This window comes from Leisingera sp. G5_S3_59_S7 (assembly GCF_054968485.1).
Genome location: NZ_JBQKUH010000011.1, coordinates 21,482 through 36,769, shown reverse-complemented (window position 1 = coordinate 36,769; position 15,288 = coordinate 21,482). Strand labels below are relative to the sequence as shown.

Sequence of the window (15,288 nt, the reverse complement as noted above, 5' to 3'; positions counted from 1 at the left end):
ACGCAATTTGGGGACGGCATGGCAATCAGGCAGTGCCGTTCTCAGCCCGGCAGGCCGCGTTGAGCGTTTGTCTTCGGAGTTCCATTCGCTTATAGCGCATGAAAAAACAGGAGGTCCGAATGCAGATCACTCCAGTCTTGATGTGCGGCGGCTCGGGAACACGGCTGTGGCCGTTGTCACGCGAATCTTACCCCAAGCAGTTCACGTCTCTGAAAGGTGGAAAAACCCTGTTTCAGGAAAGCGTCGGGCGGCTGTCAGGCGACGGGTTCGCGGCGCCCATTGTGGTGACCAATTCGGATTTCCGGTTTGTCGTGACCGAACAGCTTCTGGGCGCAGGCATTGACCCGGGCGCCATCCTGATTGAGCCGGACCGGCGCAATACCGCGCCTGCCGTTCTGGCAGCAGCCTTGCACGCTTTTGCCGAGGACCCCGATACACTGCTGATCGTTGCCCCTTCTGATCATGTGATACCGGATGCAGACGCCTTCCGTGCTGCAATTCTGGCAGGAACAGAGCGAGCGCAGGCTGGCGATCTAGTGACCTTCGGCATTGTGCCATCGCACCCGGAAACCGGCTATGGTTACCTTCAGCTGGACGGAGAAGCCGAGCCTGGAAAGCCAGCACCGCTGAGCCGTTTTGTCGAAAAACCCGACGCCGCCGCCGCGGCCAAGATGCTGGCAGCCGGAAACTACCTTTGGAACGCCGGCATCTTCCTGTTCACCGCACGCGCGCTCATTGCCGCTTTTGAACAGCACGCTGCGCATTTGGTCGATCCAGTCCGCAAGTCCGTCGAAAACGCCAAGGCGGATCTCGGCTTTCTGCGCCTGGACCCGGCCTCCTGGTCCGCGGCGGAGGACATCTCGATCGACTATGCGATCATGGAAAAGGCCAAGAATATCTGTTCCGTGCCTTTCGAGGGAAAATGGTCAGATCTTGGAGATTGGAACGCCGTCTGGGCAGAGAGCGGCCCGGATTCGGACGGTGTCGCGACCAATGGCAACGCAGCGGCAATTGACTGCAAGGATGTGCTGCTCCGGTCTGAATCCGACGGCCAGCAGATTGTCGGCCTGGGACTGGACGGCATTGTGGCCATTGCCATGCCCGACGCTGTTCTTGTGGCGGACAAGTCCCGGACGCAGGACGTCAAGAAGGCCGTCGAACTGCTGAAATCGGAACAGGCGCCGCAAGCGGTGAAATTCCCGCGCGACCACCGCCCGTGGGGCTATTTCGACAGCCTGGCTACAGGGCGGCGGTTCCAGGTGAAACGGATCGTTGTCAAACCGGGCGCAGCGCTGTCGCTGCAAAGCCATTTCCACCGCTCAGAGCACTGGATCGTGGTGCAAGGCACCGCGCGCGTCACCATCGATGATACCCAGCAGCTGGTCGGGGAAAACCAGTCTGTCTATATCCCGCTGGGTGCCGTTCACCGGATGGAAAACCCCGGCAAGTTGGACATGGTGCTGATCGAGGTTCAGACCGGTTCCTACCTCGGCGAGGATGACATCATCCGTTACGAGGATGTCTACGCCCGCAGCGAAACCGACTGAGCACGGGCCGGTTCGGAATTGGCGGCAACATTGGCCAGCAAATCCTGGCCAAAGTCGCGCCACGTGCGAAGCTGATCACGGTTCGCCGCGATCTTCGCCCGCCATTCGGCGGCAAAGACTTCGTCCTGCACAAGGCGCTGAATATGTCCGGCCAGGGTTTCAGGGTCATCGACGCCGAAATACAGCCCCAGTTCGCCGCAAACTTCGTGCATGACCGGAATGTCCGCGCAAACCGCTGGGACACCCGCCCACAGCGCCTCGCCGGCGGGCAGCCCCCAGCCTTCGATGCGGGAGGGCAGGATCACCCCCTGGGAGGATTCGTACAGCCGCACCAGGTCGCTCTGGTTCGGGGTGTCCAGCTGCAGTACATGCGGCTTGACCAGCGCCATTTCCTCCTTGTCGAGGTAGTCCATCGTGCGGTGGCGCCGTTTGCCGGCCATGACCAGCAGCGGCGGCGTCCCGCCCCGCTTGGCGATCAGGTTCATCGCATTCAGAACCACATCAAGGTTCTTGCGGCCCAGCATCGTGCCGACCATCAGGAAATAGGGGCGCTCAGGGATGTCCACCGACTGCTCTTCATCTCCGGCGCGCAGCTCATGAACCAACGGCGCTACCGAGGTGCGCTTGAGCTCGGGCAGAATGCCCTGGCTGGCAAAATCCTTTGCATCATCGATGGTGAACTGCGAGTTGCCGATCACGTGATCCGCGTGCTCCAGCAGCCACTGGTTGTCGCCCAGGAAAGAACTGGAGAAGTCGGGGGCACCGCCGCGTTTGAAATCATGCAGAGGGATCATATCGTGAATCAGCACGTGAATTTCCACGTCCAGATTTTTCAGATGCTTGATCGGGTGAATGATCAGCTTGGGTCGTCCGCAGCTCACCCAGGCGCCGCCATCCAACGACACGATCGGGTTGTCAGCGCCGCTCAGCGCCCAGCGGGACCGCTCGATCAGGTCCACAACACCGAACACAAAAGGCGCTGCGTAGTGCAGAGCCTTCTTTTTCTTGCGATTGTGGATCCGGCGCATGAAAAAAGGCTTGCCGGAATTCGGCACATTCAGGTCAATCCCGCCCTCGGCGGTATCGTCATACTTTGGGAAAATCTCAAAAAACGCGTCATGCCCCTGGGAATACGCAACAAACCGGGTGCCGTTGTTGGCCCGGAAGGCCTCTTTGGCGCCTTCCGCGACGACCTTGGCAATGCCGTAATACGTCTTGAACCCGTGGGACAGATACAGCAGCTCGGTCAAATCGTAAAAGAGCGGACGCATGGGATCTCCAGCTGAGTTTTTAAGCAGCCCGGCCATCGCTCCCGTCGGCTTCACGACAAGCGGAGCAGCGTAAGAACCGGAAAGCGCAGTGCGTTGTGCGCAGGGTCCGGGCACCTGCCGCCAGCGGCAGCGGGGCGGGTCAGAGCAGACGGGTTCCGGCCTTGCAGCCGGAACCCGTCCGGAAACTGTTGCAGGCCTTAGCCTTCGGCAGCTTCCTCTTTCTTGATCTCTTCGCCGGTTTCCTGGTCGACAACCTTCATCGACAGGCGGACCTTGCCGCGGTCATCAAAGCCCAGCAGCTTGACCTTCACTTCCTGGCCTTCCTTCAGAACGTCCGACGGATGGTTCAGGCGGCGGTTCTCGATCTGGGAAACGTGCACCAGGCCGTCGCGTTTGCCGAAGAAGTTCACGAAGGCGCCGAAGTCGACGATCTTCACGACCTTGCCGGTGTAGACTTGGCCTTCTTCCGGCTCTGCCACGATCGAATAGATCATGTCATAGGCCTTTTTGATGGCCTCACCATTCGGGCTGGCGATCTTGATCACGCCATCGTCGTTGATGTCGACCTTGGCGCCGGACACTTCGACGATCTCGCGGATCACCTTGCCGCCGGAGCCGATCACTTCGCGGATCTTGTCGGTCGGGATCTGCATGGTCTCGATGCGCGGAGCGTGGACCGAGAACTCGGACGCTTCGGTCAGAGCCTTCGCCATTTCACCCAGAATGTGGATACGGCCGTCCTTGGCTTGCGCCAGGGCTTTCTCCATGATCTCTGGGGTGATGCCGGCGACCTTGATGTCCATCTGCAGCGAGGTGATGCCGTTTTCGGTACCCGCCACTTTGAAATCCATGTCGCCCAGGTGATCTTCGTCGCCCAGGATGTCGGACAGAATCGCGTAGGAGCCGTCGTCTTCCAGGATCAGGCCCATCGCAACACCGGCAACCGGTGCTTTCAGCGGAACACCTGCGTCCATCATCGACAGCGAGCCGCCGCAGACCGATGCCATCGAGGACGAACCGTTCGATTCGGTGATCTCGGAGACAACGCGGATAGTGTAGGGGAAGTCGGTTGCCGCGGGCAGAACCGCCTGCAGCGCACGCCAAGCCAGCTTGCCGTGACCGATTTCGCGGCGGCCCGGAGGGCCCACGCGGCCAACTTCGCCAACCGAATAGGGCGGGAAGTTGTAATGCAGCAGGAAGTTGGATTTGAAGTTGCCGTGCAGCGCGTCGATGAACTGCTCGTCGTCGCCGGTGCCCAGCGTGGTCACAACCAGGCCCTGGGTTTCACCGCGGGTGAACAGAGCAGAACCGTGGGTCCGCGGCAGCAGGCCGGTTTCGGACACGATGTCCCGGATCTCGTCGGTTTTGCGGCCGTCGATACGCTTGCCGGTCTTGACTACGTCACCGCGCAGGATGCCGGCTTCCAGCTTCTTCAGCGCGGAACCCAAGTTGGCATCTTCCAGCTGTTCTTCGGTCAAAGCAGCCTTGATGGTCTCGCGGGCTGCGGCAACAGCTGCGGTACGCTCCTGCTTGTCGCTGATCGCAAATGCGGCGCGCATCTCGGTTTCGCCAGCGGCCTTCACGGCTTCGTACAGCTCGGAGTAATCCGGCGGAGTGAAGTCGAACGGCTCGTTTGCGGCTTCTTCGGCCAGCGAGATGATCAGGTCGATCACTGGCTGGATCTGCTCGTGGGCAAACTTCACTGCGCCCAGCATTTCTGCTTCGGACAGTTCGTAAGCTTCCGATTCCACCATCATCACGGCGTCTTTGGTGCCGGCAACAACCAGATCCAGACGCTGATCGGGGTTCAGGCGCAGGTCCTGCATGTCATCGACGGTCGGGTTCAGGACGTACTCACCATCCTCGAAACCGACGCGGCAGCCTGCAATCGGGCCCATGAAGGGCGCGCCAGACAGGGTCAGTGCAGCCGAAGCCGCGATCATTGCAACCATGTCCGGGTCGTTGACCAGATCGTGGCTCAGCACGGTGCACATCACCAGCACTTCGTTTTTGAAGCCGGGGACGAACAGCGGGCGGATCGGACGGTCGATCAGACGCGCGGTCAGGGTTTCTTTTTCGGTCGGGCGCGCTTCGCGCTTGAAGAAGCCGCCAGGCACCTTGCCCGCAGCATAGTATTTTTCCTGGTAGTGCACGGTCAGCGGGAAGAAGTCCTGGCCGGGCTTCTGCTGACGGGCAAAGGTCACGTTGGCCATGACCGAGGTTTCGCCCAGGGTGGCAATCACAGAGCCATCAGCCTGGCGGGCAACCTTGCCGGTTTCCAGTGTGAGCGTTTCTTCGCCCCACTGCATCGATTTCTTCGTAACGTTAAACATCTAGCGTATCCTAAAAGGGAGCACTCCCGGCCCTCCGGGTCTCCCGTTTGCGTGGCGGCCCCATTGCCGCCGGCCCCACCTATCTTTCTTTCGCGTGCCGGGGCCCGGGCACATCGTCTCAGATAGGCCCGCCCATACATGAGTTGGCGGCAAATTGAAAGGGAAAGCAGTGGAGGCCAGCCGCGATGGGCGGCAGTGCGCTTTGCGAACAAGCCGCGGCGGCCCCGTAAAGCAGACGGGCGGGGGCACACCCCGCCCGGCAAAATATCAATTCGTGGTTTCCAGGCCTTCGGGGCGGCCGGCAATAACGAATTGCAGTCCCTCGGGGTCCAGGAACTCCGCTGCAAAGCGATTCACAACTTCCAGGGTGACGGCGTTGATCCGGTCGTTGCGGGTTTCCACATAGCTGATCGGCAGGTGATCCATCTGCATCCCCGCCAGGATCGAGGCGATGCGGCTGTTGCCGTCAAACCGCAGCGGATAAGCACCGGTCAGATAGGTCTGAGCGTCCTTCAGCTCTTTTTCTGTCACACCGTCTTCGGCCATGCGGCGCCATTCATTGCGGATCACCTCGACCGCTTCGGCCATCTTGCCATTGGCGGACGCTACCGATCCCATATAGACCGCCGCCAGATCCCGCGGCACCAGGTAGGAATAGACCCCATAGGTCAGTCCGCGCTTTTCCCGCACTTCGGTCATCAGGCGGGTTTCAAAAGATCCGCCGCCCAGAATCTGGTTCATCACATAAGCCGTGAAAAAATCCGGATCTTCGCGCTTGATGCCCTTCTGCCCGAACAGTGCAACCGACTGCGGCGTCTCGAAATCCACGACGGTGACACCGCCCTCTATGGAAACCTCTGCCGGGCCGGGGATCGGCGCCCCTTCCGGAGGCAGCGCCCCAAGCAGATCATCCAGCAGCCTGCCCAATTCCTCGGCAGTTATGTCGCCCACCGCGCTGACATAGAGCCTGTCGCGGGCAAACACCGCCTCGTAAGCGTCGAAGATGTCCTGGCGGCTCAGCGCGGAAACGGTTTCCAGCGTGCCCTTGCCGTCGCTGCCATACGGGTGATCGCCAAAAGCCAGTTTGGAAAACACCTCACCAGCGATTTTGTTGGGGTTCTTGGCATCAGAGCGCAAGCCCGCCAGCACCTGCGCCCTCACCCGGTCGAGCGCATCCTGGTCAAATCGCGGCTCAAACAGGGTCTGGCGCAGCAGTGCCATCGCCTCGTCCCGGTTTTCAGTCAGGAAGCGGGCGGAAATGGAAACTGCATCCTTGTCCGCGTCATAGGAGAACTCCGCTGCTAGCGATTCCACTGCTCGGGCGTAATCCTGGGCGCGCAGATCGCCGGAGCCCTCCTCCAGCAGCCCGGTCATCAGGTAGACCGCACCGCGCTTGCCTGGCACATCCAATGAGGTGCCGCCGCGAAAGCGCAGCTCCAGAGCCGAGAAGGGAATGCTGTGGTCTTCCACCAGCCAGGCCTTGATCCCGCCGGGAGAGGTGACTTCCTCGATCTTGATGCCTGCCCAAGCGGGCAGGGCCAGGAAGCAGGCCACCAGTGCCGCAGCGAAATATTTCAGCGGGGTCATTGGGTTACCTCTTCGTCGCGCGTCATCCAACCGGTGACAGATGTTTCGGGCCGCAGAACCTCCTTGGCGGCGGCGATGATCTCATCCGCCGTGACCGATTGCAGGATCTTCGGCCAATCCTGCACATCCTGCACAGTCAGCCCGATGCTCAGCGCCTGGCCATAGCGGTTGGCAATGCCGTTCACGTTGTCGCGGTCATAGATTTCCGCCGCCCGCAGTTGCAGTTTGATCCGCTCCAGCTGAGCTTCATCAACACCGTCCTCCAGAAAGCGGGCGATTGTGGCATCCAATGCCGCCTCCGCGTCGTGCATGCTGACGCCCTCGGCCGGAACGATCAGAAAGGTAAAGGACGTGTCGTCCAATGTACTGCCCGAATAGAAGGCGCCGGTGTAAACGGCAACCTGCTGGTCGAATTGCAGCGCATTGGCCAAGTAGGAGGTGTTGCCGCCGCCCAGAAGCTCTGCCAGCAGATACAGGGCTGCAGCTTTCTGCTGGGCGCCGCTGTCGCGCTCTGGCGCCAGATAGGACCGCTGCACGTAGGGCTGCGCGACGCGGGGATCCTCGAATGTCAGCCGGCGGGCCGCGGTCTGCGGCGGCTCCTGGCTGCGGAAGCGCTCCGGCAGGTCCGGATTGGCCGGGATTACGCCGTAATACTTCTCGGCAAGCGCCTTCACTTCTTCGGGCTGCACATCACCGGAGACGACCAGGATGGCATTGTTGGGCGCGTAATAGGTTTGATAGAAGGACAGCGCGTCCTCCATATCCAGGCTTTCCATCTCGTGCCGCCAGCCGATCACCGGCTGGCCGTAACGGTGATTGAGGTATTGCACGGCCTGCAGCTGCTCGCGGAACAGGGCGACCGGGTCATTGTCGGTGCGCTGGTTGCGCTCTTCCAGGATCACCTCGCGCTCGGTGGCGATATCCTCCTCGCTGAGGCGGAGATTGGTCATCCGGTCGCTTTCCATCTGCATCATCAGCTCCAGCCGGTCGGCGGCGACGCGCTGGAAATAGGCCGTGTAGTCATAGCTGGTGAAAGCGTTATCCTGGCCGCCGTTTGCGCGCACAGTGGCCGACAGCTCTCCGGGGGCGAGCTTGTCGGTGCCCTTGAACAGCAGGTGCTCCAGAAAATGGGCGACTCCGGACTGGCCCGGCGGCTCATCTGCAGAACCGGCCCGGTACCAGACCATCTGCTGCACCACCGGTGCACGGTGGTCCTCGATCACGACAACGTCCATGCCGTTGTCCAGGGTGAACGCGGTCACCGCGTCGTCCCCGGCCCGCAGGGGGCCGGACAAAACGGTAATCAGCGCCGCGGCGGCCAATGTGATCCTGTGGATCATCTGGCGTCCTCCAATTCTTGCGCCCCTGCCCTTGCCCGGCAGGGAGCAGTTACTGCTCTGTTGTTTATTGCAGCCACAATTCGCGGCCCGTTGCCAGCAGAAAGGCTGCTGTCAACCTACGCGGCGGCTGGCATCTTGCAAGACCGGCTGGCAGAAAAGTGAGCGCTCAGGACTCTTCTTCAGGCGGCGAAGACGGTGTCGCTGCTCCCGCCCTGCGGAACTGGTCGCTGACGGCAAACGGGTCGATGCTTTGCTTGCGGTACAGCTGCTCGTAGCGGTCCACCGGCACGATCTTGATCCGCCCAAGGTGGCGGTTGCGGTGACGAAACTTCGCGTCTTCCTTGGCCAGGGTGTCACGCACTCCGGGCTCAACACCATAGCGGCTGGAGGCTGTGACCAGCGCGGCATCGCCAGACGGCACGCCGCTGACGGCAACGAGATCCCCCGGTTTGCCGCCCAGGGCAGCCACCGCTTCGGCCTGCGGATTAACATCGGTCAGATTAGCGCCCCCAGGGGTCGGCGCCGGCAGGCTGCTGAAATTGTCCGGCGTGCTCAGCGGCTTGGTGGGCAGGACCAGGAATTCATCCGGGCCGGTGCCCGGCTTCTGAAGAACGCGCAGCCCCTTCTGCGCGCAGCCGGACACTGCCAGCGCGCCAGCCAGAACCATAACTCCGAACGGGATCCGCATTGCCCCAAACTCCTGCCTGTTTCCTGGCGCTTTTAGCGTATTTGCCCGGCAAGGTCTACGCAGGCTTTTTGCGGCGCCCGTCAAAGAAGATCAGCCCGGCAGCACCGGCGAAGATAAAGATGTCGGCCACGTTGAAAACGAAAGGATTCTGGATGCCGCAGCAGGATGTGTTCAGGAAGTCCAGCACATAGCCATAAAGCAGCCGGTCCGCGACATTGCCCAGCGCGCCGCCGATCACCAGCCCGGCGGAAAGCTGCATGCCACGGGACTTGTCCTGACCGCGGCAGACCCACACCGCCAGGATCACGCAGATCACGGCTGACAGGGCGATCAGAATCCAGCGCGCTGCTTCATCCCCGCCGCCGAACAGGCCAAAGTTGATGCCGGTGTTCTCGCCGTAGCGGAAATTGAGGAACGGCGGCAGCACGTCGATCCGGTGGCGCTGGTCCAGCCCCATCCAGTGGATCACAAAGTACTTGCTGGCTTGATCCGCCAGGAACGAAAGGGCTGCGCCCCAGATCATCCAACGTGCTGCCATGTCTTAACTGCCCGGCTTAGTGGCGGAAGTGACGCATGCCGGTGAAGACCATGGCCAGGCCTTTCTCGTTGGCCGCCTTGATCACCTCATCATCGCGCATTGATCCGCCCGGCTGGATGACGCAGGTGCCGCCCGCGGCGGCTGCTTCCAGCAGACCGTCGGGGAAGGGGAAGAACGCGTCTGATGCCACTGCGCAGCCCTTGGCGAGGCTTTCCTTAAGGCCCAGCTCAGCCGCCATACGGCCTGCCTTGGCCGCCGCCACATTGGCACTGTCCAGACGGCTCATCTGACCCGCGCCGACACCGACGGTTGCGTTATCCTTCACATAGACGATGGCGTTGGATTTGACGTGCTTGGCGACTTTCCAGGCAAACAGAAGATCCTGCATCTGAGCGTCGGACGGCACCTTCTCGGTCACCACCTTCAGGTCTTCCATGCCGACGTAGCCGACGTCCTTGTCCTGGACTAGCATGCCGCCGGCCACCTGCTTGTAGGCCACGATGGGCTTGCGCGGATCCGGCAGGCCTTCGGTCAGCAGCAGGCGCAGGTTTTTCTTTGCGGCAAAGATTTCCTTGGCCTCGCCGGATGCACCCGGCGCGATCACCACTTCGGTGAAGATCTCGGTGATCTTGGCGGCGGTCTCCGCGTCCAGCGGCTGGTTCAGCGCGACGATGCCGCCGAAGGCCGAGGTGCGGTCGCAGTCGAACGCCTTCTGATAGGCTTCTGCCAGGGTTGCGCCCTTGGCCACACCGCAGGGGTTGGCGTGTTTGATGATCGCAACTGCCACGCTGTCGGCCGGGTCGAACTCCGCCACCAGCTCGTATGCCGCATCAGTGTCGTTGATGTTGTTGTAGCTCAACTCTTTGCCCTGCAGCTGCACTGCGGTGGCAACACCCGGGCGGTTCGAACCATCGGTGTAAAAGGCCGCCTCCTGGTGGCTGTTCTCGCCATAGCGCAGGGTCTGCTTCAGCTCACCCGCAAAGGCACGGCGGCGCGGAGTCTTTTCCTCCAGCGCCGACGCCATCCAGTTCGAGACAGCCGTATCATACGCCGCAGTGCGGGCATAGGCGGTTTGGGCCAGGCGCTGTCGGAAGGCATAAGACGTCTGGCCGTTGTTGTTGTCGAGTTCTGCCAAGAGCGCCTCATAGTCCTGGACGTCGGTCACCACGTTCACGAACAGGTGGTTCTTGGAGGCCGCGCGGATCATCGCCGGACCGCCGATGTCGATGTTTTCGATCATCTCATCGTAGTCCGCACCACGCGCCAGCGCTGCCTCGAACGGATAGAGGTTCACAACCAGCAGGTCGATGGCGCCGATGCCATGTTCCTTCATTGCGGCGACGTGGGTGTCATTATCCCGCAGGGCCAGCAGGCCGCCATGCACCATCGGGTGCAAGGTCTTCACGCGGCCGTCCATCATTTCCGGGAAACCGGTCACTTCGGAGACGTCTTTCACGACCAGTCCAGCATCGCGCAGTGCCTTGGCGGAGCCGCCGGTAGACAGCAGTTCGACACCGCGCGCATCCAGCGCTTTGCCCAGCTCGATCAGGCCGGTCTTGTCGGATACGGAAAGCAGCGCACGGCGTACGGGGTGAAGGTCGGTCATGGCAGGGCGGTCCTTTTCAAAGGCTCAGTCAAACGTCTCGGGTTCGTCCCGGTTCAGGTCTCTCACGGCAATGGCAGTCTCCTGCGCCTTGCTGAGCGTCCACCGGACGCGGGTGGCATATCCCATCGCCCGCCCGGATAAAACGATCTGCTTTGCCGCACGCGGCTTCAAGCGGGTCTTTTCCAGGAAAACGCTTGGCTCCAGCCGCAGCTGGCAGGTGCCGTCATGGCGGAACACCCAGATTTCCCCGCTCTTGAGCGCCATGGATACTGCCGCGCCGCCCAAGTCAAGGGCTGCATCCACCTCCGGGTGCAGGTGCAGACGGATGTCAAAGCCGATGCCGCCGTCCTGGCTGGCATCCCGCACCTTGGTGAACTGGCGTTTGGCGGCATCATCCAAGGCCACCAGCATGTCCTCGCCGCTGAGGCTTCGCCCGTCAAAGGACAATTCCAGCGTACGGGCATGGGTCAGGCCGAAATGCGCGGCATAGCCGTTATGCCCGCCCTGAAACCGCAAGCCTTCCGCCAGATCGCTCAGCTCCAGCGGCACATCGTCAGGCGCTTCGATCAGCTCCTCATGGCCGGTGGTTTTATGCGGGGGCGCCAGCCGGGCGCTGGAGTGCCCCTCGATACACAGTGTGGTGTGCGACGGTGTGGCCCGCCCGGCCCGGCGCCATTCCAGCCCGAAGGTTTCACCAGAGCCGCAATTCACGATCAGCGGCCGCCGCCCCGAGGTCAGCTCAAACGCCAGGGTCGAAGCGTGCCCGTTGTAAGACGCCTTGCCCTTGGGTGGCGCAGAGGCATCGACAATCACCGAGGTGCGCCGCGCCGACAGCCGGGCAAAACCCATCGCCAGCCCGTCGGCATGGCGCTCCGCCACATGGCTGGCAGCCAGAGCATGATCCAGCCGGCCTTCCAGCCCGCGGCCGCCACCGTGGAACCGTGCCAGGCCGCCATCACTGTGGCGCAGGGTGCGCAAGGTGGGGGCGATCCGTTCGATGGCAGCGGAATGCGCAGGCGGCACCGCCCGTCCGGCCTCGTGCAAGGCTGCGGCAGCCCAGGTCAGAAGGGTGAAGACCTCCAGCAGTTCCTCCGGGTTGCGGGTCGGCAACCCGCCTTGTCCGTCGATCTGAGACTCGCATTCAGCCGCCAGCGCCCTGACAGCCGGGTCTGCCAGCTCCTCCCGCCCCTGCAAGGCAAGGCCTGCATAGATCAGGCCGCACAGGGCCTCGAACCGCGGCAGTCCAGGGGCCGCCCCCTGCCAGCGCTGGGACAGATACCAGGTCTGCCGCGCCAAGGAGGTGTAGAAAGCTTCAGTCTCATCCTTGTCCTTGCCGCTCAGCAGGAACAGCGCGTGGTTGATCCACCGGATCACCCGCCGTCCAGTAAGATCCGGAAGCCAGGCCAGTCCGCCGCCGTGCCCGTGATGCGCAATCCAGCCCCAGACCCATTTCTGCGCCTTGGCACGGGCCTTGAAATCACCGACCGCAGCCAGGTCGTCGAGCCAGGCAAAGCCGTGCCGCTCAGCATCAAAGGCAGCATCCGGTGCAGCGACCTCCCACAGGCCGGTATCCGGCGATTCGACCAGGTAGCCTGCAAACAGCAGGTTGCCCGCCACCAGCTGACGCCCGCGGGCAAAGCTGCCGATGGTCCGCGGTTCAGGCTGCGAGACAAAGCCGGTCGCTGCAGGCTGTCTGCGGGCCCGCCAAGCGTAATACCGGTTCAGCAGCCGGGTGCCGCGGCCTGCCATTCTGTCATAAGTGGACATGCTCTTTTGCCTCACGCCGGGTTTTTCCAGGGCGTTTTGGCAGGAGCATAGCGCGGGGTACGGCTCAAGTCACCGGGGAATGCCCGGCACGCCCCGGGCTCACGCGGTTTTGCGCAAAAGGGCCATATAGAAGCCGTCCATGCCGCCTTGTTCCGGCCAATAGTCCGGGCGCAGCCGCAGGCCGCCTTCTTCGGTGATCCAGTCAGCATCCACGCCGGTCACTTTCAGCGCTTCACGGTCGGCAACCATATCCGGGAACATCTCCAGCGCTTCTTCGACCTGGCATTCCCCCTCGTCCGGCAGCAGGGAGCAGGTGCAGTACATCAGCCGCCCGCCGGGTTTCACCAGGGTCCACGCGTGCGCCAGCATCTGCGCCTGCAGCTCAATCAGCGCGCCGAACTCGCTGCCGTCCTTGGCTTGCGGCAGGTCCGGATGGCGGCGAATGGTGCCAGTAGCGGAACAGGGCGCGTCCAGCAGCACCGCGTCGTACTGGCCGGTCTGCTCCAGTGCGTCGGCCACCACCAATTCGGCCTCCAGACCGGTGCGCTCCAGGTTCTCCATCAGCCGCGCCACGCGGCTCTCCGAGATATCGACAGCCGTCACTTTGGCACCGGCAGCGGCCATCTGCATGGTCTTGCCGCCCGGGGCTGCGCACAGTTCCAGGGCTTGTTCCCCCGGCAGCGCATTCAGGATCAGCGCGGGCAGCGCGGCGGCGGCATCCTGCACCCACCAATCGCCCTCCCGGTAGCCCGGCAGCGCCGACACCTGCCCCGCGCCTGCGATCCGCAGCGAACCGGTGGGCAGCAGCACACCCCCTAGCGCCTGCAAGTCCGCGCCCGGCTTGCCGGTGATATCCAACGGCGCGCCGGCATGATGCGCGGCCTCCATGCTCAGCATCGCATCAGCGCCCCAAGCCTGCACCAGTGGTTTGCGCAGCCAGTTGGGCAGGCGCGGCACACGCAGCTTTGCCCATTCCTCCGGACCCTCGTCAGCCACCTTGCGCAGAATCGCGTTCACCAGCCCCTTCAGCTGCCCGTGGCGGCGGTGCTTGGAAACGATGGCCACCATCGCATTTACAACCCCATGCGCCGCGCCGCCTGAGCACAGCTCCACTGTGCCCAGCCGCAGCGCGTTCATGACCATCAGCGGCGGCGTTTTCTTCAAGTGCTTTTTCAGGATCCGGTCGGCGCGCTCCAGACTGCGCAGGGTTTCCACGGCCAGCCGCTGCGCCCGTGCACGGTCTTCCGGCGCCAGCTTCTCCAGCGCGCCCGAGGCATAGCATTCCGCCAGGAGCCGCCCCTCCCCCAGCACCTGATCCAGCAGATAGACCGCTGTGCGGCGGGCGTGATTGGCATCGGACATCTGGCAGCTCCTTGGGGCACGGCTTGTTTGCGCGGGACAGGGGCGTATATCATGGGCGCAGCATAAAGGAACCCGCGATGAGCGAAGAGACCGCCCCCGGAAAGAAAGACCTGCCCCCCGCCGCCCTGCGCGCGCTGGCCGAAGCCGAAGAGCGCCGCAAGGCCGCCGAAGCGCAGGAACCGCGCCCCAAGGAGCTGGGGGGCCGGGACGGCCCCGACCCTGCACGCTATGGCGACTGGGAGAAAAAGGGCATCGCCATCGATTTTTAGGTCTCGCAGCGGGGGCCAGCCCCCGCACCGCCAGAGTATTTCTGGAAAGATGAATGAACCGCCGTTCTTTCATCTTTCTCCAAATACTCCTGCCCGCTGCCCGGCAGGCGGCTTTGCCGACGAGAGGAGAGGAATCGGCCCGTCAGGGCAGTCTCTCAGACGTCACAGACCCAGCACATCCACCATGTCGTACTGGCCCGGCCCCTTGTCCTGGCCCCAAAGTGCCGCCTTCAGCGCACCGCGGGCAAAGATGGCGCGGTCGGTGGCCAGGTGGCGCAGCACGATCCGCTCGCCTGCCGCGGCAAACAGAACGTCGTGCTCACCGACGATGTCGCCGCCACGAATGGCGGTGAAGCCGATGTCGCCGCGATTGCGGGCTCCGGTGATACCGTCGCGGCCGGAATCGCGCACATCCGCCAGCCTTACACCGCGGCCCTCGGCGGCGGCTTCGCCCAGCATCAGCGCGGTGCCGGAAGGCGCGTCCACCTTATGGTGGTGATGCGCCTCGATTACCTCAATGTCGAAATCCTCATCCAGCGCGGCGGCGACCTTCTTGGTCAATTGCACCAAGAGGTTCACGCCGAGGCTCATGTTGCCGGCGCGGATGATCACCGCGTGGCGGGAGGCCGGTTCCAGCTGTGCGATCTGATCATCCGTCATGCCTGTGGTGCCGATCACATGAACTGCGCGGGCCTGGGCTGCCAGCTTGGAAAAGGCCAGCGTCGCTTCCGGCGCGGTGAAGTCTATCACGGCCTGCGCCTTGGAAAACGCCTCCAGCGCATCGGCGGTCACGGTGACGCCAACGGCCTGGCCGCCCATCATCTCACCCACGTCGCGGCCGACCCACTCATGCCCCTCGCGCTCTACCGCCCCGACCAGCGTGGCCTTGCCGCTTTCCAGCACCGTCCTGATCAGCATCTGCCCCATGCGGCCCGATGCGCCGGTAATCACGATCCCAGGTTTGTGAGTCATTGGCCAAT

Annotated in this window: 12 protein-coding genes; 2 read left to right on the top strand and 10 right to left on the bottom strand. The window is 63.0% G+C overall.

Features of this window, described 5'->3' with window-relative positions; translation table 11 throughout:
* Window positions 1–119 precede the first annotated feature (119 nt).
* Window positions 120–1,547 (top strand): mannose-1-phosphate guanylyltransferase/mannose-6-phosphate isomerase, encoded by a 1,428-nt coding sequence (locus tag ACTRWG_RS07605; protein ID WP_027235713.1) that lies wholly within the window; start codon window positions 120–122, stop codon window positions 1,545–1,547.
* Here ACTRWG_RS07605 and ACTRWG_RS07600 read toward each other — a convergent pair.
* The 9 genes from ACTRWG_RS07600 to ACTRWG_RS07560 all read right to left on the bottom strand — a co-directional run bounded on the left by ACTRWG_RS07600 (window position 1,523) and on the right by ACTRWG_RS07560 (window position 14,039).
* On the bottom strand, window positions 1,523–2,818 hold the full coding sequence (locus tag ACTRWG_RS07600) for a glycosyltransferase family 4 protein (protein ID WP_051357778.1): 1,296 nt from the start codon (window positions 2,816–2,818) through the stop codon (window positions 1,523–1,525). The two genes, ACTRWG_RS07605 and ACTRWG_RS07600, sit on opposite strands and share 25 nt — an antisense overlap.
* Window positions 2,819–3,015: 197 nt before the next feature.
* Window positions 3,016–5,151 carry a polyribonucleotide nucleotidyltransferase gene (gene pnp / locus ACTRWG_RS07595; RefSeq protein ID WP_435660911.1) on the bottom strand — a complete coding sequence of 712 codons (2,136 nt, stop codon included), beginning with the start codon at window positions 5,149–5,151 and terminating at the stop codon, window positions 3,016–3,018.
* A 267-nt stretch (window positions 5,152–5,418) separates the two neighbouring features.
* A complete protein-coding gene (locus tag ACTRWG_RS07590) occupies window positions 5,419–6,738 on the bottom strand; it encodes a M16 family metallopeptidase (protein WP_462829188.1) in 1,320 nt (439 codons plus the stop codon).
* Window positions 6,735–8,078: a M16 family metallopeptidase gene (locus tag ACTRWG_RS07585; protein WP_027235716.1), complete on the bottom strand. Its 1,344-nt coding sequence runs from the start codon at window positions 8,076–8,078 to the stop codon at window positions 6,735–6,737. The genes ACTRWG_RS07590 and ACTRWG_RS07585 overlap by 4 nt, the downstream gene beginning before the upstream one ends.
* Before the next feature lie 166 nt (window positions 8,079–8,244).
* Window positions 8,245–8,766 carry a DUF3035 domain-containing protein gene (locus ACTRWG_RS07580; RefSeq protein WP_027235717.1) on the bottom strand — a complete coding sequence of 174 codons (522 nt, stop codon included), beginning with the start codon at window positions 8,764–8,766 and terminating at the stop codon, window positions 8,245–8,247.
* 55 nt (window positions 8,767–8,821) lie between these two features.
* Window positions 8,822–9,304 (bottom strand): signal peptidase II, encoded by a 483-nt coding sequence (gene lspA / locus ACTRWG_RS07575; protein ID WP_260002583.1) that lies wholly within the window; start codon window positions 9,302–9,304, stop codon window positions 8,822–8,824.
* A gap of 16 nt (window positions 9,305–9,320) precedes the next feature.
* On the bottom strand, window positions 9,321–10,910 hold the full coding sequence (purH, locus tag ACTRWG_RS07570; protein ID WP_462829187.1) for a bifunctional phosphoribosylaminoimidazolecarboxamide formyltransferase/IMP cyclohydrolase: 1,590 nt from the start codon (window positions 10,908–10,910) through the stop codon (window positions 9,321–9,323).
* 24 nt (window positions 10,911–10,934) lie between these two features.
* Complete coding sequence (locus ACTRWG_RS07565; protein WP_259957933.1) at window positions 10,935–12,677, bottom strand: heparinase II/III family protein; 1,743 nt, start codon at window positions 12,675–12,677, stop codon at window positions 10,935–10,937.
* Window positions 12,678–12,776: 99 nt separating this feature from the next.
* The gene (locus ACTRWG_RS07560; RefSeq protein ID WP_027235721.1) at window positions 12,777–14,039 is read right to left on the bottom strand and encodes an RsmB/NOP family class I SAM-dependent RNA methyltransferase; all 1,263 of its coding nucleotides are present in this window, start codon (window positions 14,037–14,039) and stop codon (window positions 12,777–12,779) included.
* 77 nt (window positions 14,040–14,116) lie between these two features.
* Between ACTRWG_RS07560 and ACTRWG_RS07555 the strand changes: the two genes are divergently transcribed.
* A complete protein-coding gene (locus tag ACTRWG_RS07555; protein WP_027235722.1) occupies window positions 14,117–14,308 on the top strand; it encodes a DUF1674 domain-containing protein in 192 nt (63 codons plus the stop codon).
* A 162-nt stretch (window positions 14,309–14,470) separates the two neighbouring features.
* Here ACTRWG_RS07555 and dapB read toward each other — a convergent pair whose 3' ends face one another.
* A complete protein-coding gene (dapB, locus tag ACTRWG_RS07550; RefSeq protein WP_027235723.1) occupies window positions 14,471–15,280 on the bottom strand; it encodes a 4-hydroxy-tetrahydrodipicolinate reductase in 810 nt (269 codons plus the stop codon).
* Window positions 15,281–15,288 lie beyond the last annotated feature (8 nt).